The following is a 19,227-nucleotide window of genomic DNA, read 5'->3' on the forward strand; positions in this document are numbered from 1 at the left end:
CCATGTAAAATTGTGATGGATCATCTAAACTATTAAATGGGCTAGTGACTAGCGACTAGTGACTATACTCAACATTCCCCCCATTCATCTATACATTCTACCCTTGAGCAGAAAAATTAAACGAGTAAAAACTAAGCAATGTATCTTCGCGATACAATAAATTCAATCCGCCTAATGAAAAAATTCATTCTGACTACACTTGTTTCGATTAGCGCATTTTTCGCATTCGCACAGGTTCCCGGCGCTCCGGCTGGCGCTAAGATGCCCGACATGAATCGTGGGCATGTCTACGGTAAAGTCGTGGACGAAGAAGGTAAGCCGGTCGAGTTTGCCTCCGTGGTTTTACTGAAAACGACCATTGATCCCACGACCAAGAAACCGAAAGACATTTTGGTAAAGGCCCAACAAGCCGAATTGAATGGCGACTTTAATTTCAAAGAAATTCCGATCAACGTTAAGTTGAAAATCAAAATCAGTTTCGTAGGCTTTACTTCCTACGAAGCTCCGGTAGCTTTCGCGATGCCTCCGATGGGTGGCATGAAACCCGGCCAAGCGCCCGATCCCGAAACGATGGCAAAAATGTTAGCCGCTTTCGAGAAAGATTTAGGAAATATCAAACTCGTAAATGATTCCAAAGAATTGGATGCCGTTGTCGTAACAGGAACCAAAGCTTTGGTCGAAATGGACATCGATAAAAAATCCTTCAACGTAAGTCAAAACCTCGTGACAACAGGTGGAACCGCCATCGACGTCATGCGAAACATTCCCTCGGTTCAAGTGGACATCGACGGCAATGTGAAAGTTCGTAATGCGAATCCAACGCTCTTTATAGACGGTCGGCCAACTAGCCTTACGATGGACCAAATCCCTGCCGATATCATCGACAAAGTCGAGGTTATAACCAATCCATCCGCGAAATACGATGCCTCCGGTAGCGTAGCGGGTATCATTAACATTGTCCTAAAGAAGAACAAAAAGAATGGGTACAATGGCATGGTGAATACCGGTGCGAACCGTCGGGGCGGTGTGAACTTAATGGGTAATTTTAGTTTCCAACAAAATAAATGGAACCTAAGCGCAACGCTTTTAAACAACATCGAGCGCAACGAAGCGAATGGATACAGCGATCGTCAAGCGACGATCGGGGGCAATACCTCTTCGATCTACCAAAATTCGGATAGCAAGACGAAAGGCTTTATGTTATTCCCTCGTTTCTCAGCTGATTATGCGATTTCAAATCGTTCGACGATTAGCCTTGGGGCCTTCTTTGGGGGTGGTGGCCAATTTAAACCGAAAGAGACCCTTCAAATAGCTAGCACCCTTAACGGTGTAAAATCATTCAGTACGCGGTATACGGAGAGCCTTCGTGAATTTAGACCCCAAGGTTTCCAATTGGGCTTCAAACATACCTTTCCAAAAGCTGGCGAGGAGCTAACAATGGACATGAACTTCTTTGGAGGAACGAATAAAAATGAGGCCTTGATTACGACCAACTACCTGAATAACAATGCCATCACAGGCTCGCAGATTCAAAAAAATGCAGGGGAAGGGAATAACAAGTTTATCACCATTCAAACGGATTATGTGAAGCCAATTAAAAACGAGGGGACGATTGAAATGGGTCTTCGTGCACAGATCAATGAGTTGGCGAACAAAAACGACAACACCCTGAAGGCTGTAGGCTCGGACATTTACAAACCGATTCCGTCGGCATCCATCAATTATGCCAGCACGAACAATGTTTATGCGGCCTACTTCTCGATTTCAGGGAAAACACCCGCTTTCTCGTATAAAATTGGATTGCGCGGAGAAAGCTCGGATTACGCGGGCGAGTTGTTGACCACGAATCAAAAATTCAGCAACAAGTACCCCTTGAGTCTTTTCCCATCGATCTTCTTGAAGAAAGATTTATCGAAAACGGATCAATTGCAATTAAGCGTGACGCGCCGCGTGAATCGCCCGAATTTCTTTCAGTTGATTCCCTTTGTGGATTACAGCGATAGCTTAAATATCACGCGTGGAAATGCGGATTTGGTGCCTGAATTTACGACATCGGGGGAGCTATCCTATAGTAAATCACAAGGCTCTGCGACGTTTTTGTTCTCGGCTTATTACAAATACACCGATAACTTAATTACGCGCTTTTTTAGTCAAGAAATCAACCCGATCAGCGGGAAGTTGGATTTGATTAACACCTTCGTGAATGCGAACTCAAGCACCAACTACGGAGCGGAATTTACGTATACCAACAAGTTCCAGAATTGGTGGGATTTCACGGCCAACTTCAACGTGTACAATTCCAAAATCAACGTGAGCAACATCGAAAGCTCGGGTGCGGTGGCAGACGGAATGTGGACGGCTTTTGGAAAGGTGAATAATAATTTCATGTTACCGAAGAAATGGGTGATTCAGCTTTCGGCCGACTACCAAGGCAAAACCAATATGCCGGTTAGCCAAGGCCAAGGACAGATGGGGCCTCCGGGCATGCAGTCGCAGAGTTCTTCGCAGGGATATGTGGAACCCTATTACGGTATCGATATCGCAATCAAGAAAAGCTTCTTGAAAAACGACATGGCCTCTTTGACACTTGCGTTTAATGACATCCTGAAAACACGTGGCAATACGCGCGTTTCATTTGGGGAAGGATTTACCCAAACGAGTTATCGGATTTCGAATCCGCAACAGGTTCGATTAACGCTATCCATCCGTTTCGGAAAGTTTGATATGAGTCAAATGAAACGGAATAACAATAGCAATGTAGACATGCAACAAATGCAGTAAAAAGTATTTTAGATTGAATTAAAACGGCTCATTGGGCCGTTTTTTTATGCCTTACTTTTTACAGAATCAAAAGCTTGATCATAATCCTCGCGCAAAGTTCCCATAACACGGTCCCAGAAGAGCAGGTATAAGCCATAGTTCCCCTTGAAATATTTGTGGTGCTGGTTGTGCGCGACCGAGGTGTTTACCCAGCGTCCGATGGCGGTCCGACTGAATCCTTTGGGATATAGTTCCCAACCCAGGTGCCCATAGATATTGTAAATAATCGAAAACAAGAAGAAAATAGGTACATGCGTCACATGCATGGGAATGCTGAAGTAAAAAATCAGGATAATCCCGTTTTCCAATATGGCTTCCAAAGGATGGAAGGCATAAGCAGCCCAAGGTGATGGGTTCGTCGATTGATGATGCACCAAATGAAACCATTTGAATAGGGACGGATGATGCATGATGCGATGAATCCAATAAAAATAAGTGTCGTGAATGACAAACATAATCGGGAAGGCTAGAAGATAATATGCCATCCCATAATCTTGGATATCCAGATACAGTGTTGTATGCGGTCGCACCACCGGATTGAAAACAACGGCTGTCACGATGACCGCAAAAATCACCATACTTGAAAAGGAATAAATGACTTCCCGCCAAAGATCCTTTGAACCCGGAAAGGCTGCCTGAATTTTATATTTGGAAATCCGTGGTTTAAGAATCACGTAGCAAATAAGAAAAGTGAACCCCGCTAATAGAAAATAGCGACTTCCCACCTTACTAAACAACTCCAGAAACTTATCGATCGAAAAATTCATGCGCCAAATGTACAATTAAAATTTTTTCTTTCTACCCCACCAATTGGCTAAAATGGAAGCCGTTATATTTTGCATCGAACCAAAGATTCCCGGCACTAAACCCATCGTCGCCATCATGCCCATTTTGGAGGCAATGCCCGTAGCCAAGCCCGCATTCTGCAAGCCTACCTCAAAGGCAATCGTCCGCGAATCCTGCTCGTTAATTCCCATCCATTTACTAATTCGATAGCCGAAAAAATAGCCCAATAGATTATGTACCAACACGATTAAAATCAATAACCAGCCGATCGAAAGTAAGGTATCATGTCCGGCCGAAACGGTCAAGGCAACGATAAATATAATGGAGGCCATGGATAGTATCGGCAATAATTCATCCAACCATTTCTGCTTCCCATAAACATATTTATTGTACACCAAACCCGCTAATACCGGAAAAATCACGATCTCCATGATGTGCCAAAACATGTCCCAGAAATTGATCGGGACCAATTGGTTCGCTAATAATTTCATCAACAATGGGGTCACTAAGGGAGCGAGTATGGTAGAAATCGCAGTGACCGTCACCGACAAAGCCAAATTTCCCCCGGAGATATAGGCCATGACATTCGAAGCCACCCCGCTGGGCGAACAACCCACTAAGATAATTCCCGCTGCAATTTCAGGAGGCAAGTCGGTCAGCATCGCCAGCGCAATCCCAATCCCCGGCATAATTAAATAATGGCAAAAGATCCCAGCCAAAATAGGTTTGGGGAATTTAACAATCTCCACAAATCGCGTCAAATTCATGTGGATTCCCATGCCAAACATCGTCAGCACCAGGAGCGGTGTCACCAATTTCTTCAATGGAATCCCCTGGTACGAAACCAAATTTTCCGGGTAGGTCAAAGCGTAGGTCGACGCCGCAAAAATGAACAGCGTATACGAAAAGCCTTTCAATATCGGATAACCCTGAAATCCCAAGGCCACGAATATGAAGCCCGCCATCAGGCAAAGCGCAGCTCCTGAAATCCCCAAGAAAAAGCAAATAACTGAGCCCAAAAGCGCCAAGAGGCCCAAGCCCAGACAGGCTTGACACAAGATTTGTTTCATGGTAGGGATTTTGTAATTCCCAAAAATAGGAATTTAATTCTCAAAAAAAAGACGCCTAAATAGGCGCCTTTTTTTATTTTAATTTCATATTCAGCGGATCCCACTGAATGATTTTCTTGCTGAAATAACTTTCATTACATGCCAAAGCCGGTGCCGCCGCGCGGAATCCGAACGTGGCATCCTCTACCACTTTTTTACCCGTACGAATCGCATCAAAGAAATTCGTGAAGTGATCCACGTGCTCATCATATCCTGCAGGTGCTCTGAATATCACATCCTCCTTGATTGGACGCTTACGTTGTGCTTCAGTCCACTTCGCATTGTACTCCTTTGTCATCTCATCCTGCATGCTCTTCGAGAAGGTAAATACCGAATCATATCCGCCAAAACCCGGTGCCTCCGGCATAATGCTATGCTTTACGGAAATCGTATTTCCCTTCACATCCATCACCCCTTCTGAACCGATTAAACGAATTACTTCCTGTCCACCCGTTCCCGAAACAAAGTTCACCTGTAAGGTCAATTGGAAAGCTGGATGTTCAGGTGTATCCGCATATTGCATAACGCCCGACATCACATCCGGCAAGTTCCGACCATCTTTCCAGTGACTGAATTGGCCCGTGGAGAAAATGGTTTCTGGACCATTTGAGTTGGTCATAAAATGCGTACCGCTCAACAAGTGAATAAATAAATCTCCGGCTACACCGGTTCCCACTTCTTTAAACGCACGCCACCAGAAAAACTTCTTCGCATCGAATTCCATCTTCGCTGTGGCTTCGATGAAACGATTCCAATCGCAAGTTGATGCATCCGCATCTTTCGGAATCGTATACTCCCAAGCCCCAATCGAACTCTGACGATCATAGACCGCATTCACCATATTTAACTTACCAATTTCGCCATTGGCCAACATCTCTTTGGCCTTCGCCAAACCGATGCTACTAACCCGCTGGGAGCCTACCTGCAAAACCTTGTTGTATTTTTTCTGCGCTTGAATGACGCGATAGCCTTCATCGATTTTGTAAACCATCGGTTTTTCCACGTAGACGTGCTTGCCTTTAGCAAGTGCGTCAATCGTAATGCGCGCATGCCAAACATCATGCGTTGCGATAATCACCGCATCGATATCTGGACGGTCTAATAATTCTTTATAATTACGTGTGGTATATAAATCCTTGCCGTAAAGTTCTTTGGCATTTTCAATACGCCCCGAGTATAGGTCGCAAATCCCGGCTAGTTCGACACCCGGAACTTTCAAGGCAGAGGCCAAATCAAAGTGCCCTTGGACACCAAAACCAATAACTCCTAAACGGATTTTATCCCCGACCGAAATCGGTTTTTCGTATTGCAAAATACGCTCTTCCGCTTTTTGCTTCGCGGCAAAAGATTGAAGCGGCGCCGAAGCGGCCACCATACTCGTTGCACCAATTTGTTGCAGGAATCGTCTGCGGGATGCGGAACTGTTATTTTTCATAGTCGGTTATTTTTTCGGGTTCTAATTTACAAATCTTCTAAAGCATATCGCACATAGGCAAACTTTTTTCCATCGGGACTCCAAGAAGGAACGTTGATCGTACCTTGCCCCCCATAAAAGGCCTCCGTCAAATCCTTGATTTGCTTCGTCTTCAAATCCAATAAGCGCAATTTGATTTGTCGGCCAAAAGGATGCGCCTGCACCTGATCCTCCATATACGTAATGACCGTAGCCACTTTATTGTTGGGGGCAATGTGCGCGAACCAATTGGAATAATGGTCAAAAGTCATCTGCTCCGGTTCCGACCCATCGGGCTTCATCCGCCAAATCTGCATCATACCCGAGCGATACGAGTTGATGTAAATGTATTTCCCGTCTGGGGAATACTCGGGGCCGTCATCTAAACCATCCGTACTGGTCAATCTAATTTCTTCACCACCGTTGGTGGACATCGCGTAAACGTCATAATTACCATTTCGTGCAGCACAATACACCATGGTCTTGCCATCGGGCGATACGCCATGCCAATAAGATGGAGTTGAAGGTGTTAATTGAAGGGGTATACCTCCTTCAGAGTCTACCTTATAAATAAAAGAGGTATGCTCCTTAATTTCAGCCTTTGCGCTGGAAATATAGAGCGTTTTCCCATCAAAGCTATAGCCATGATCATTGTTGGCCTTCTGCACCGTTCCCGTATTTAACTCCCCCAGTTTCTCGCCGTTCGGGCTAATCTTCTCGAGTTTACCGTAGGCATTGATCAACAAAAACTTCCCGTCGCGCGACCAATTGGGCGCCTCGAAGTGTCGTTTCTCTTCCAAAATCTTTTCGGATTTGCCGGACGCGAGGTCATAGATGTACAGGGAACTAATGACTTTTTTGCCCGCAGGTACTTGCGCCGAAAGCGAGCTGGCTATTAGGGCCAGGAATAGGATCTTTTTCATGGTAGGTTTAGTATATCGTAAGTTTACTCATAAACCCAATACAATCCTATCCTGCCTTTCCCCTCTTTACCTTTGGCAATCCTTACTCAGGTTTGCCAAAGGTAGTGGATGTGGCGCTAAACAGTCAAAAGAAAACTGATAATCAAAATCAGTTTATTGAAAAGAAAAAACGAAGGGAAAAATAAAACTAACCAAAGCCGCCCAAATAGCATAAATCGGCAAGAAGCGCGTCATGCTTGCCTCCACGTCTTGTAGGTCTGCCTGCTCACGCACCGAGCGGAATAACTGCCGACAAACCCCAAAAAGATTTACTAGAATGAGCGCATTACTCCCTAACACAGCCAGGCGATTTGGCGTAAAACCATACTCAACTAATCGAAACGAGATCGCAGAGAGTGCCACTGCATTATCGATAAATGCCAAAACAGCCAAGGCCAATAAAAAATAGGATTGTATCCCTCGATTCGAAAATTTCGTCGTTTCACTCGTCGAGAAAAGTAGCAAGGCCATCACACCGATCAGCACGCCATTGAAGACCAACAAAAAATCACGATCATTATATGGGTCTTTGCCCGTGAAGATAATGGCTCCCAAAAACAACAGGAGCATAAGGGCAACGATGGGCGTAAATATCCGCGCAATAACAGGGGATATTTTATTGACTAAATTGGGGTTTTCGGTGACTAAAAAAGTGGCCAATAAGGGTACAGAAGGCAAAGCCGAAAGGATAACATATCGTGTATAAAACTTCTCAATCGGCATATCGATCAAGCTAAATAGATTAACAGTCAAGGCCGAAAACAGACCACCGGCTAATAAAATGACAGCGGACATCACCAGAAGATCTCCATGAAAACGTAAGAATGCTATCCGACTGGTCGATAAATCCGAGCCCGATGGATATAGGCTCCCCACCAAAATCCACAACAAGATAGGCACATGAATACAGGTCAACACAAGCGTGTCGCTCATGGGTTCCGGCAGAAAATTGAGATACAAAACCGAAAAAAGAAGTGCACCAATCGGAAGCCCAAATTTCGCCCAGCTAAAGGCTTGCCTACTCGCAAAAAAGATTCCGATACTCGGGATAACAAAAAAGGACAAATTTCGCGGATAATAAAAATCATGCGAAATCGAAAGCCAATCGGGCAATTGCATGAACATCCCCGCGAGACCCGCCAAAAAGGCTAATAAGATCCAATCCCTTTTAGTCCCCCAAGATGCTGATTCGGAAGACCCTCCTAAACGTTCTTTCCATACTTGAGCAACAATCTCCGACTGGATTTCTGGATATAATTCCTGAAAAGCTTGTTTGAACTGAGCAGTTTCACCTCGATATAGCTTTTCCAGCTTTTCTGGATGAAGTAAATTTTCTTTGATTTGATTTTTCATGACTTAAGATTGCATTTGTTTGATCAATTTTTCTAAACTGGCGAGGTGCTGAGCAAATGCCTGCCTACCCGCCTCAGTTGTGGCATATTGGGTGTTCGGTTTTCGGCCGACAAATTGCTTTCGGACCTCCACATAGCCCAATTTTTCTAGGGCCTGCATGTGGCTCGCCAAATTGCCGTCGCTGAGTTGCAAAGACTCCTTCATGCTCGCAAAATCGAGCTCCTCTTGCACCACCAACAAGGACATCATGCCCAGTCGGACCCGACTCTCAAATGCCTTATTTAAATTTTCGATGAAATTAGACACGTTCGTTATGGACATAAATGATGAAACCATAGGCTACATGAACCAAACCGAAACCAGCCGTCCAAATCAATAAACCATATTCCAAAAAGATTGTGGCGATAAGGCCTAAAAGCATAAACAATAGCCCAACCGTTCGTACGGCATCAAGCGTATATTTACTCGAACTCAATAGGCCCATTCCATAAAACAAGAGCGTCACGGGTGCCGCCAACTCCACCAAACCCATACGAATTAAGAGTAGCGCAAAAATGCCCCCAGCCAAAACGGGAATGGCCAAACTCCAAGTAAGCCTTTTCGCGGCATTAGCCCATGCAATTTTGCCAGCCTGACGTGCATTACGCTTAGATAGGTAAACTCCAATTGAAATACAAAGGATGAATAATCCCAAAAAGATCATCGCAATGGTGTATTGGTTTTCGCTTTGCCAAATGCGATCCAAGGCATGGGCCTCAAAAGGCGAAATTCCTGTTAGTCCATGGGCCAAAGCGACGCTGCTAAAAGATAAAATTCCTGCCAAAATTCCCGCCAATCCACTAATCGATTTAAATCGAGATGCCTGATCCATCAAGTTCCGCATCTCTTGTATAGCCTTTAATTGCTCTTCGTGTTTTTCCATAATAAAAAGTACTTTGTGTTGCAAAGTTAAAATAGAAAAAGAGAAATACAAGCGTATACCCTTTAAATTTCCAGATTATTAATTTTTTGATTTCATGCGTTTGGTGCGCATTTCGGCAGCTTTGGCCTTCGGTACGCCAAAAACCTTCCCCTCAGAAGCATCATTTAAAAAACGATCGATGTAGCCATCGCTTATCGTTTGGCTGTCCTTGTACTTTGATCGCAAGGCGTTCAACTGCTTATGTAAAGTCTTGCGAATGGATGCATAAGCAGGATCGTCATAGACGTTTTTTAATTCCAGAGGATCCTTTTCGCGATCGATCAACTCCCACGTATCGGTAGAAAAATAATAATGAATCAACTTATATTTCTTCGTCACGATGGCATAGTGCCGATTCACCATGTGCTCCGCAGGGTATTCATAATAATGGTAATATACCGCGTCGCGGTTCCAGCTTTTACCAAGCATCAGCGGGATAAGGCTTTGGCCTTGCATATCCTTCGGTGCCGGCACACCCGCCGCATCCAAAAAGGTTTGCGCAAAGTCGAGGTTTTGGACTAGGGCGTCCGACTTTTGGCCTGGCTTGATTTTACCCGGCCAAGAAACCATCAAAGGAGTCTTAAAAGATTCATCATAGATAAAACGCTTGTCGAACCAGCCGTGCTCCCCCAGGTAAAATCCCTGATCTGAAGTATAAACGATAATCGTATTTTCCATCAAATGATTCGCTTCCAGGTAATCAAGGAGACGGCCTACATTCTCATCCACTGCCCGAATCGTCCCGAGGTAATCCTGCATGTAGCGCTGAAATTTCCAGCGCATCTTATCCTGATCCGTCATACTTGGATAGGCCTTCTTGAACTCCGCATTGATCTGGTCGTATACTTTTTCAAAATTCGCCTTTTGATTGGGGTCCAATCGGCCCATTTCCGCCTTGAACCGTTGCTTATCAAAACCGATTTCCGGAATCTTCAAGGAATCCATGACGGCTGGGTAAATCTTGTTATCGCCGGACCAACTCATACTTGTCAAAATATTCATCTCCGCCTCCTTGGCCGGTGCCGTTCGTCCCGCATAATCATCAAACAAAGTCTTCGGTTCAGGATAGCTTTTTTGGGTCATCTCCTCCAAATGCCGCTCAGCCATCAACCAAGAACGATGAGGAGCCTTATGTAAATACATCAACATAAAGGGTTTATCCTGCGATCGCTCCTGCTTTAACCAATCCAAGGTCATGTCCGTAATGATATCCGTCACATAGCCTTTGACTTGGATGTTCCCGTTGTTTTTTGTGATAAAATCCGGGTTATAATAATTCCCTTGGTCGGGCAAGATTTTAAACTGATCAAATCCCTTCGGACTATTACCAAAATGTAGCTTTCCAAACATAGCCGTTTGGTAGCCATTCGCCTGTAGAATTTGCGGAAAGGTGATGTTGGTTGTATCGAACTTAAAGTGATTATCCACCTTCCCATTCAGGTGCGAATGCTTGCCGGTTAAAATGGTCGCCCGACTCGGCGCGCAGATGGAATTGGTGACAGAAGCATTCGTAAACAGTATCCCAGCTTTGGCTATACGGTCAATGTTGGGTGTTGAAATCAAGCGCTGATCATAGGCCGAGATGGCTTGATAGGCATGATCGTCCGACATGATAAAGATGATGTTGGGTCGCTTCGGACTTTGTGCGAATAGATTAACAGTAAGGCCAATGAGGCCTAAAGTAAGATACTTTTTCATAGTCGGTTTAACAGATGGGATAAAGTACTTAAATTATTTCTACAAACACAATCTTAACTACCTAGATGAGGCAGGACAAGCAGCTTGATTTCGGCCGACAAATGCTTGATCACGTTCCATTTGGCATAAGGGCGGTAAAAGCAAAGACTGACTTCCCGTTCCAATTTGCCGTCGCTAAGTGTAATCACATGCCCTTTCCGGGATTCCGACAATTGAGATACATACAATTTAGGGAGCACGGTCATGCCCTGAAAATCATCGACCAAATTCAATAGTGTATCAAAGGTATTCGACTCAAAATTCAGATTTGTGGGCAAGGCCGGATTCTTCTTCAACTCACACAATTGAATCACTTGATCGCGCAAACAGTGGCCTTCCTGCAACAAGAAAATACGTTGATTTTTTAGTTCGGATTTGGGTAATTGATTAGCCCCCGATTTTAGTTGGCCGTACAAAACCAATTCTTCCGAATACAATAGCTGCGTTTCCAAATCCGAACTCGCAATCGGCGTGCTCAAAATTCCTATGTCCAATTTTCCCTCGCGCAAACTCCGCTTTAAATGTGCCGTCGTTTGTTCCTGAATCTCAAAAACAACCTGTGGGTATTTGGCCATTAATGGCTTAATGATAATCGACAAAACCGAACTCGCGATGGTCGGGATAACCCCGATCTTCACACGACCCTCCAGTTTATGTTGAATCGATTTCGATGCATCGAGCAAAGCATTCGCATGGCCAACGACCTGTTGGGCATGAATCAAAATTTCCCGCCCATTTTCCGTCGTCGCAATCGGATTTGCCTTGCGGTCAAAAATGACGATATCAAGCTGTTCTTCGAGCTTTTTGACCATCGCACTTAAGGTGGCCTGCGTAACATGACAATAATCAGCTGCTTTGGAGAAGCTTTTAAATTGGTCAACTGCCAATATATATTCTAATTGCTGTATATTCATCGATATAGATTTTGTCTATGACAAATATAGAAAATTTCAGTTTTCTCTATAAAAATTTTGCTCCTAAATTCAGCCCACTAAAAATCAAGAATCATGAAAAAACTACTTCTCATCAGTGCGATTTTTGCAGCTACAGCAGTTCAAGCGCAAGAATACGCAAATCCGCATGCAGCGGCTGGAGCGAATCCGCATGCCGCTGGTGCCAACCCACATGCAGCAGCGGGTGCAAACCCTCACGCTGGCATCAATCCTCATACAGGAATGCGAAATGCCACGACAAATAAAGATTGGTGGCCTAGCCAATTGAATGTAGGCATCCTTCGTCAAAACTCTGAAAAGTCGAATCCGATGGGGCCCGACTTCAACTACATTAAGGCATTTAAGAGCCTTGACTATTTTGCGTTGAAAAAAGACATCGCGGCTGTATTAACAAAATCACAGGACTGGTGGCCTGCCGACTTTGGTAATTACGGTCCCTTGTTTATCCGTATGGCTTGGCATAGTGCAGGAACCTATCGTTCAGGGGATGGGCGTGGCGGTGCGCGCGCAGGCCAACAGCGCTTCTCCCCATTAAATTCATGGCCAGATAATACAAATCTGGATAAGGCACGTCGTTTGTTGTGGCCCATCAAACAAAAATACGGCGATAAGATTTCTTGGGCTGATTTAATGGTCTTAACAGGAAACGTATCGCTTGAGCAAATGGGCTTTAAAACCTTTGGTTTTGCAGGTGGACGTACAGACGTTTGGGAGCCAGAAGAAAACGTGTATTGGGGTTCTGAGAAGAAATGGTTAGACGATAAAAACCGTTACTCAGGTGATCGCAAATTAGAAACTCCATTAGCAGCTGTTCAAATGGGCTTGATCTATGTAAACCCAGAAGGACCTAATGGTGTGCCAGATCCGGTTGCATCAGCGAAAGATATCCGTGAGACATTCGGTCGCATGGGAATGAACGATGAGGAGACTGTAGCCTTAATAGCAGGTGGTCACACTTTCGGTAAAACACATGGCGCAGGTCCGGCGACGAACGTAGGTCCAGATCCAGAGGCAGCAGGTATTGAAGAACAAGGTTTAGGCTGGAAGAGCACCTACAAATCTGGAAAAGGAAAAGATGCGATTACATCAGGTTTAGAGGTAACTTGGACATCGACGCCTACGCAATGGGGTATCGGATACCTACACTTATTATTTAACAATGAGTGGACATTGGAGAAGAGCCCAGCGGGAGCAAATCAATGGATTGCAAAAAATAGCGCAAACATTATCCCAGATGCCTTTGACAAAAATACCTTCCACAAACCGACCATGTTGACAACGGACATCGCCTTGCGCGCTGATCCGATTTACGAGAAGATTTCTCGTAGCTTCTTGGATAATCCAGAATTGTATGCGAAGGCTTTTGCCAAAGCATGGTTTAAATTAACGCACCGCGACATGGGTCCGAGCTCGACGTATTTAGGACCTGAAGTACCGAAAGAGCAATTAATTTGGCAAGACCCAATTCCTGCATTGAATCACGAAGTAGTGAACGCGCAAGACGTAGCAGCTTTGAAAACGACCATTTTAAACTCTGGTTTATCAATCAGCGAATTAGTTTCGACGGCTTGGGCTTCGGCTTCGACTTACCGTCACTCAGATCGCCGCGGTGGTGCGAATGGTGCGCGTATCCGTCTATTACCACAGCGCAATTGGGAAGTTAATAATCCAAAGCAATTAGAGAAAGTATTGGCGGTTTTGGAGAAAATCCAACAGGAGTTCAATGCAAAATCAGGTAAGAAGAAAATCTCAATCGCGGATTTAATCGTGTTAGGTGGTTCAGCTGCCGTTGAAAAAGCAGCAGCGAATGCGGGTGTGAAAACAACGGTTCCATTTACCCCAGGTCGTATGGATGCTTCCCAAGAGCAAACAGATGTAGCATCATTCAACCTATTGGAACCCATGGGCGATGGTTTCCGTAACTATACAAAGGCGCGCTACACGATTTCAACAGAGGAAATCTTCGTAGATAAAGCCCAATTGTTGACATTAACTGCGCCAGAAATGACCGTATTGACCGGTGGAATGCGTGTGTTGAATACAAATTACAATGGTTCGAAACACGGTGTGTTTACCACGAAGAAAGATGCCTTGACCAATGACTTCTTTGTGAACTTGTTGGAGATGGGAACTACCTGGAAGCCAACAGACGAAGCGAAGGAACAATATGTAGGTAAAAATGAAAAAGGTGAAGTGGTTGCAACAGCGACACGTGCCGATTTGATTTTCGGTTCGAATTCAGAACTCCGTGCATTAGCGGAAGTCTATGCAACGAAGGATGCACAAACCAAGTTTGTAAAAGATTTCGTCGCAGCATGGACTAAAGTGATGAACCTAGACCGTTTCGATGTAACATTTAAATAGGGTTGTTTGAGGTTTGAAAAAAGCCAGCCGCAAATTGCGGCTGGCTTTCTATTTTCGACCTTTTAGTTTGTCGTATTCCTGTTGTTCCAAGGATCCTACCTCGATGACATAGGCATAGACATATTGGATGCCTAATCCCAAACCCCAGCCTAACATCGGCCAAATCGGCCAAGGTATATGGTTAAAGCGGAATTCTTGAGGTGTTGATAAATACCAGATTATCCACAAAAACGGAATGACTAATGAATAGGCACTAATACCTCTTTTAAATTTGGCCCGTCTTTTCGCGAGCGCCCACAATTGTTGGTCTGTACTTTCCATGATATTTCTTTTTTCGGTTTCGTCATCCGGAGCATACAACAAAGGTAAATTGACCCCAAGCACCTCGCCAATTGCATTCATTGAATACAGACTCGGTTTCACCTCATTGCGCTCCATGCGCTGCACGGTCCGAAGTGCGACACCACTTTTTTCAGACAGTTCATTCTGCGTGAGTCCCTTCGAGCTACGTAGTTCCTTTAATTGTTCTCCAAAATTCATGGGGTAAATTTGGGCTTAAATTACCTATCAACAAACGTCAGCTACCTGACTTGTTTACGTCATCTTTTAAAATGCTTGATGGCTTTGTGCGATCCATCGCAACTCGGCTTCCGTTTTGTCAAGCCACAAATGCAATCGGTGATACCAATTCCTTTTAGGATATATTTTTCATTTTTTTCAATTCGCAACTTCCGTGTTTCGGATTGTTTCCCATCGGTGAAGAAGCGAAGATACGCTCTTTGGCGACCCGGAGTCAGTTTTTCAAAAGCCTGCTTCAAGCTAGGCTTCGCTTTAAAAATTTCTTTTAGCTCTTCTGGATAGGGGATTTCCGTAGGCTTCTCAAGTGTAATACCTAATTTTTCTACCTCAATCGCCTCAATCACATAGGCTTTAATCAAGTCTTCTTTGGCTTGTATATCGCTGAAAGAATCGAATTTCATCCAACGACCCAGCTGCGTGTGTTCGCCAGGTTTGAGTAACAAATTTTCTTCGTCTTGCAATAAGGCTCCTTTGAAAAAATTCAGCGCACAATGATCCTTTAGGGGCGTAATTCCAAGGACATTTTTGGAGCCCGACATGTAAATGGGCATACGCCATTTGTAGGTTTCAATTAATAAACAATCCAACAAAATGCTACGCAAGTAAATCATCTCTTTCTGCCACTTGTCGGCACTTTGCATAAATTCATCTACATTCGGGTCTTTCATATGATTAGAATTGCGTACGGAATTACTTTCCTATACAAAGAAAGAAAAATCCTATGAAATCACGTATCCTCTTAGCCTTGCTTTTCGCATCAGGCAACCTATTTGCCCAAACACAACCGGTGTTAGTGGCGATGAAATCGCCTACCTTGCGCATCGGGAAATTATCCTTTAAGGATTTAAACAAGAATAATAAATTGGATCAATATGAAGATTGGCGTTTGCCAACTTCCGTGCGTGTCAAAGACTTGGTCTCCCAAATGACCCTCGAGGAAAAATTGGGATTCATGTTGATCAGCACAACCCGTATGGGCGGTGATCAAGTCTTCGCCAATGGCGTACAAGGAGGTGGTCCGAAAACCACCATCACTGATGGATTTAATGAGGAGGATTTGGTGCAAAACACAAATATGTTCACCCGCAAACCGCTGGGAGCACCGAACATGTCGGCAGCCGGCACCACCAAAGGTGTGACGCAATTTCACTTACGTCATTTTATCCTTCGTGCCAATGCGGAACCCGCGATTTTAGCGAGCTGGTCAAATAATTTACAAGCACTTTGCGAAAGCACACGCTTGGGTATTCCCGCAATCGTAGCGTCCAACCCACGTAATCACGTGACGACGGATGCCTCAGTGGGTTTAAGCGTGGGGTTAACATCCTTCTCGAAATGGCCGGGTGAATTAGGTTTGGCAGCGATGCGCGATTTCGATTTAACGCGCAAATTTGCGGAAACGGCGGCCAGCGAATGGCGTGCGGTAGGTTTACGCAAGGGCTATATGTACATGGCGGATCTGGCCACAGAACCTCGTTGGGGCCGTGTGGAAGGAACCTTCGGCGAGGATGCCGATTTAGCATCCAAAATGATTACCCAAATCGTATTAGGTTTCCAAGGAAACAAATTATCGAATAAGTCGGTCGCCATGACCACCAAACACTTCCCAGGCGGTGGCCCACAAGAAGGAGGACAAGATTCGCACTTCGACTGGGGTAAATTTGCGCACTATCCAGGGGGCATGTTCGACTACCACGTGAAGCCTTTCCAGGCAGCTATTGCAGCAGGAACCTCGGCCATCATGCCCTATTATTCGGCTCCGAAAGGAAAGGAATTTGAACAGGTTGGATTCTCGTTCAACAAGGCGATGATCGGTGATTTATTACAAGCGAAGTTAGGCTTCAAGGGTATCATCAACTCAGATACGGGCCCCATTGAAATGATGCCTTGGGGCGTGGAAAACTTGAGCATTGAGGAGCGTTACCAAAAAGCTTTGAATGCGGGTGTGGATATTTTCTCGGGTGCAGCGGATCCAACGACCTTGATTCAAGTGGTGAAGAAAGGATTCGTTAGCGAGGAGCGTATCAACCAATCGGTTGCGAAATTATTGACTGAAAAATTCGAGTTAGGCTTATTCGAAAATCCGTATGTGGATGTGGAAGAGGCAAAGAAAATCGTCGGAAATAAAGACGCGGTTGCGGCGGCGGAATTAGCCTTGCGCAAATCGATTGTGCTGTTGCGCAACGATGACAAGCGTTTACCTTTGGCGAAGAAAACCAAGGTGTATTTTGAGACCTATTCGCAACCTGGGCGCAGTGGCGGAGAAGCGGTGAAAGTAATCAAGCCCAATTATCCAGGCTTGGAGTTTGTCTCTACGAAGGAGGAAGCTGATGTCGTTTTATTGTGGTTGGTTCCTTCCGCAGGCGGATTATTTAGCTCACAAGGTTCGAAAATCGATTTGAATTTATCGGCGAATCGCATCGATGTAAATCATGTGAATGAAATCTTGAATGCCAAGCCAACGATCGTTGCAATCAATTACACGAATCCATGGGTGATTGAAGAAATCGACAAGGGAAAAGTAAAATCGGTCATTGCGACTTTTGGAACAACGCCGGAGGCATTATTGGATATTGTGAGCGGAGCGTATAACCCGACTGGGAAAATGCCATTCACGACTCCGGTAAGTCAAGCCGCCGTGGAGAATAATAAATCCGACGTACCTGGTCACATGGAAGGACCGGGCTATGGCCTGTTTGCCTTCGGACAAGGATTGAGTTATTAAGATTATCAACAAGCTGATTTGAATGTTTGGGGAGACTCAGTAAATTAGGAGGTATTAAGCATCTCTTAAAAGGGATGCTTAATTTTCCTACCTTTGTAATACCCTAAATAACATGAAAGATGAAATACAATATATCCTTTCAGGAGAGAGCCAAGTTAAGTACCACCATCTTATCCAAACAACCTGTAGTTACCTTTAAAGAAGCCAAGGCTCAGGCACTTTGGCTCAAGAATACAAGCAAATCAAGCAACAAGAAACAAAGCGCCTAATTGAATTTGCCGACCAAAACAACCTTTGGATATCACCCATAAATGTCGAAAATTACGTTTCGCAAGGCGCTGAACAAAAGGTTTACTTAAAGGACGGGGCAACTGTTTTGAAGTTGAATGATGCTGTTTATTATGCATCTTGGATAGATTATTTGCACAATCTGCTGCTCAATAATTTGTTTTTCCCAGATACCGCTTATCAATTATTGGGTTTCTACAAGGACAAAAACGTAGTATATGCCGTTGTAGAACAAGCCTTTGTAAAAGCAACAGAACAAACTGATTTAAATCTAGTCAAATTATTTTTGGAGTATAACGGTTTTCGTAACACCAAAAATCATGATTACTACCATGAAGAATTAGGGCTCATTTTGGAAGATTTACACGATGAGAACGTGCTTACCCAAAATGGGATGCTCTATTTTGTGGATACGGTTTTTTATATTGCACCCACCCAAAAGTACTTCCGGCCCCAAACAAATTCCTATAACTTATAATTCAAGCCCACCGTCGCGATGGCCTGCCCATCCGTCAGGGTATAATTCCCAAAAGCCTTCGCTTGAAAATGTTTATTCAAGTCATAGGTAATGGTCTCGGCAACGCCCGTCAAATCCCCCACACTTAAATAATATCCCTGGGTCAATAGACTCCACTTTTTATAATGATAATTCGTGTTCCCAGAAATCAGCGTCACTTTAAAATCTGTATTGCGCGCATTTCCATTGAGAATAAATGACCCAATGTTCCACTTGTCGTTCAACGGATAAATCATCGTTAATTCCCGACCAAAGAAACTCGTCACCTTGTATTCCTCCGTCATTTGGAATGCCGGAATATGGATCCCAACAATCGCCTTAAACTTACGATCGATAAATCGATAGCGGGTAAAGAGCGCCACCGTCGTAGGCGTCATACTCTTCATACGCATCATATACATCAAAGAACCTGTTAAGCGCTTCTTCGGATTCGTGCTCGCATTGATGATGATATTCGGTTCCTTCGAGGTAAAGGCAGGAATAAAAGAGAATCCCCCCGAACTCATTTCGATACTACCCGTTTGAGCATTTGAAAGGAAGGTGACAAAACATAATAAGGCGGCGAACAGATATTGTTTCATTTTGATACATTAGGAATTAAGACGCTGCAAAACTACACT

At 44.4% G+C, this 19,227-nt stretch carries 16 protein-coding genes; 4 read left to right on the forward strand and 12 right to left on the reverse strand.

The window, feature by feature from the left end:
• Positions 1-174 precede the first annotated feature (174 nt).
• Complete coding sequence (locus ACMH5P_RS07630; protein ID WP_459493752.1) at positions 175-2,781, forward strand: TonB-dependent receptor; 2,607 nt, start codon at positions 175-177, stop codon at positions 2,779-2,781.
• 44 nt (positions 2,782-2,825) lie between these two features.
• Here the strand turns inward: ACMH5P_RS07630 and ACMH5P_RS07635 are convergent, their stop codons facing one another.
• The 9 genes from ACMH5P_RS07635 to ACMH5P_RS07675 form a co-directional block, all read right to left on the reverse strand.
• Complete coding sequence (locus tag ACMH5P_RS07635) at positions 2,826-3,587, reverse strand: sterol desaturase family protein (RefSeq protein ID WP_459493753.1); 762 nt, start codon at positions 3,585-3,587, stop codon at positions 2,826-2,828.
• Between the two features lie 15 nt (positions 3,588-3,602).
• The gene (locus ACMH5P_RS07640) at positions 3,603-4,676 is read right to left on the reverse strand and encodes a bile acid:sodium symporter family protein (protein WP_459493754.1); all 1,074 of its coding nucleotides are present in this window, start codon (positions 4,674-4,676) and stop codon (positions 3,603-3,605) included.
• Between the two features lie 73 nt (positions 4,677-4,749).
• Positions 4,750-6,150, reverse strand: coding sequence for a Gfo/Idh/MocA family protein (locus ACMH5P_RS07645; protein WP_459493755.1), 1,401 nt, complete (start codon positions 6,148-6,150; stop codon positions 4,750-4,752).
• 26 nt (positions 6,151-6,176) lie between these two features.
• A complete protein-coding gene (locus ACMH5P_RS07650; protein WP_459493756.1) occupies positions 6,177-7,091 on the reverse strand; it encodes a TolB family protein in 915 nt (304 codons plus the stop codon).
• A 153-nt stretch (positions 7,092-7,244) separates the two neighbouring features.
• Positions 7,245-8,483, reverse strand: a complete 1,239-nt coding sequence (locus tag ACMH5P_RS07655; RefSeq protein ID WP_459493757.1) for a hypothetical protein — start codon at positions 8,481-8,483, stop codon at positions 7,245-7,247.
• 3 nt (positions 8,484-8,486) lie between these two features.
• On the reverse strand, positions 8,487-8,804 hold the full coding sequence (locus ACMH5P_RS07660; protein ID WP_459493758.1) for a winged helix-turn-helix domain-containing protein: 318 nt from the start codon (positions 8,802-8,804) through the stop codon (positions 8,487-8,489).
• A complete protein-coding gene (locus tag ACMH5P_RS07665) occupies positions 8,782-9,405 on the reverse strand; it encodes a hypothetical protein (RefSeq protein WP_459493759.1) in 624 nt (207 codons plus the stop codon). Before ACMH5P_RS07665 ends, ACMH5P_RS07660 begins: the two co-directional genes overlap by 23 nt.
• A gap of 78 nt (positions 9,406-9,483) precedes the next feature.
• Complete coding sequence (locus tag ACMH5P_RS07670) at positions 9,484-11,142, reverse strand: sulfatase family protein (protein WP_459493761.1); 1,659 nt, start codon at positions 11,140-11,142, stop codon at positions 9,484-9,486.
• A gap of 53 nt (positions 11,143-11,195) precedes the next feature.
• Positions 11,196-12,095: a LysR family transcriptional regulator gene (locus tag ACMH5P_RS07675; RefSeq protein WP_459493762.1), complete on the reverse strand. Its 900-nt coding sequence runs from the start codon at positions 12,093-12,095 to the stop codon at positions 11,196-11,198.
• Positions 12,096-12,188: 93 nt separating this feature from the next.
• Between ACMH5P_RS07675 and katG the strand changes: the two genes are divergently transcribed.
• A complete protein-coding gene (gene katG, locus ACMH5P_RS07680) occupies positions 12,189-14,498 on the forward strand; it encodes a catalase/peroxidase HPI (RefSeq protein ID WP_459493763.1) in 2,310 nt (769 codons plus the stop codon).
• Between the two features lie 48 nt (positions 14,499-14,546).
• Here katG and ACMH5P_RS07685 read toward each other — a convergent pair whose 3' ends face one another.
• Together ACMH5P_RS07685 and ACMH5P_RS07690 are read right to left on the reverse strand one after the other, a co-directional pair.
• Entirely contained in the window at positions 14,547-15,038 is a 492-nt protein-coding gene (locus tag ACMH5P_RS07685) for a 2TM domain-containing protein (RefSeq protein WP_459493764.1), read from the reverse strand.
• A 59-nt stretch (positions 15,039-15,097) separates the two neighbouring features.
• On the reverse strand, positions 15,098-15,745 hold the full coding sequence (locus ACMH5P_RS07690; protein WP_459493765.1) for a DUF1801 domain-containing protein: 648 nt from the start codon (positions 15,743-15,745) through the stop codon (positions 15,098-15,100).
• A gap of 53 nt (positions 15,746-15,798) precedes the next feature.
• Here ACMH5P_RS07690 and ACMH5P_RS07695 point away from each other — a divergent pair, with 53 nt between their 5' ends.
• Together ACMH5P_RS07695 and ACMH5P_RS07700 are read left to right on the forward strand one after the other, a co-directional pair.
• Positions 15,799-17,802 (forward strand): glycoside hydrolase family 3 protein, encoded by a 2,004-nt coding sequence (locus ACMH5P_RS07695; protein WP_459493766.1) that lies wholly within the window; start codon positions 15,799-15,801, stop codon positions 17,800-17,802.
• Positions 17,803-18,022: 220 nt separating this feature from the next.
• Complete coding sequence (locus ACMH5P_RS07700) at positions 18,023-18,568, forward strand: putative polyvalent protein kinase domain-containing protein (protein ID WP_459493767.1); 546 nt, start codon at positions 18,023-18,025, stop codon at positions 18,566-18,568.
• Here ACMH5P_RS07700 and ACMH5P_RS07705 read toward each other — a convergent pair.
• A complete protein-coding gene (locus ACMH5P_RS07705; protein ID WP_459493768.1) occupies positions 18,556-19,188 on the reverse strand; it encodes a hypothetical protein in 633 nt (210 codons plus the stop codon). The genes ACMH5P_RS07700 and ACMH5P_RS07705 overlap by 13 nt on opposite strands.
• Positions 19,189-19,227 lie beyond the last annotated feature (39 nt).

Source organism: Aquirufa sp. 5-AUSEE-100C1, assembly GCF_054558655.1.

Excerpts from the sequence above, each read along its gene's own strand:
- ACMH5P_RS07685 (WP_459493764.1), bottom strand. The coding sequence starts at position 15,038 with ATGAATTTTGGAGAACAATTAAAGGAACTACGTAGCTCGAAGGGACTC.
- ACMH5P_RS07640 (WP_459493754.1), bottom strand. The coding sequence starts at position 4,676 with ATGAAACAAATCTTGTGTCAAGCCTGTCTGGGCTTGGGCCTCTTGGCG.
- ACMH5P_RS07665 (WP_459493759.1), bottom strand. The coding sequence starts at position 9,405 with ATGGAAAAACACGAAGAGCAATTAAAGGCTATACAAGAGATGCGGAAC.
- ACMH5P_RS07635 (WP_459493753.1), bottom strand. The coding sequence starts at position 3,587 with ATGAATTTTTCGATCGATAAGTTTCTGGAGTTGTTTAGTAAGGTGGGA.
- ACMH5P_RS07675 (WP_459493762.1), bottom strand. The coding sequence starts at position 12,095 with ATGAATATACAGCAATTAGAATATATATTGGCAGTTGACCAATTTAAA.
- ACMH5P_RS07650 (WP_459493756.1), bottom strand. The coding sequence starts at position 7,091 with ATGAAAAAGATCCTATTCCTGGCCCTAATAGCCAGCTCGCTTTCGGCG.
- ACMH5P_RS07705 (WP_459493768.1), bottom strand. The coding sequence starts at position 19,188 with ATGAAACAATATCTGTTCGCCGCCTTATTATGTTTTGTCACCTTCCTT.
- ACMH5P_RS07690 (WP_459493765.1), bottom strand. The coding sequence starts at position 15,745 with ATGAAAGACCCGAATGTAGATGAATTTATGCAAAGTGCCGACAAGTGG.
- ACMH5P_RS07630 (WP_459493752.1), top strand. The coding sequence starts at position 175 with ATGAAAAAATTCATTCTGACTACACTTGTTTCGATTAGCGCATTTTTC.
- ACMH5P_RS07655 (WP_459493757.1), bottom strand. The coding sequence starts at position 8,483 with ATGAAAAATCAAATCAAAGAAAATTTACTTCATCCAGAAAAGCTGGAA.
- ACMH5P_RS07670 (WP_459493761.1), bottom strand. The coding sequence starts at position 11,142 with ATGAAAAAGTATCTTACTTTAGGCCTCATTGGCCTTACTGTTAATCTA.
- ACMH5P_RS07660 (WP_459493758.1), bottom strand. The coding sequence starts at position 8,804 with ATGTCCATAACGAACGTGTCTAATTTCATCGAAAATTTAAATAAGGCA.
- ACMH5P_RS07695 (WP_459493766.1), top strand. The coding sequence starts at position 15,799 with ATGAAATCACGTATCCTCTTAGCCTTGCTTTTCGCATCAGGCAACCTA.
- ACMH5P_RS07645 (WP_459493755.1), bottom strand. The coding sequence starts at position 6,150 with ATGAAAAATAACAGTTCCGCATCCCGCAGACGATTCCTGCAACAAATT.
- katG (WP_459493763.1), top strand. The coding sequence starts at position 12,189 with ATGAAAAAACTACTTCTCATCAGTGCGATTTTTGCAGCTACAGCAGTT.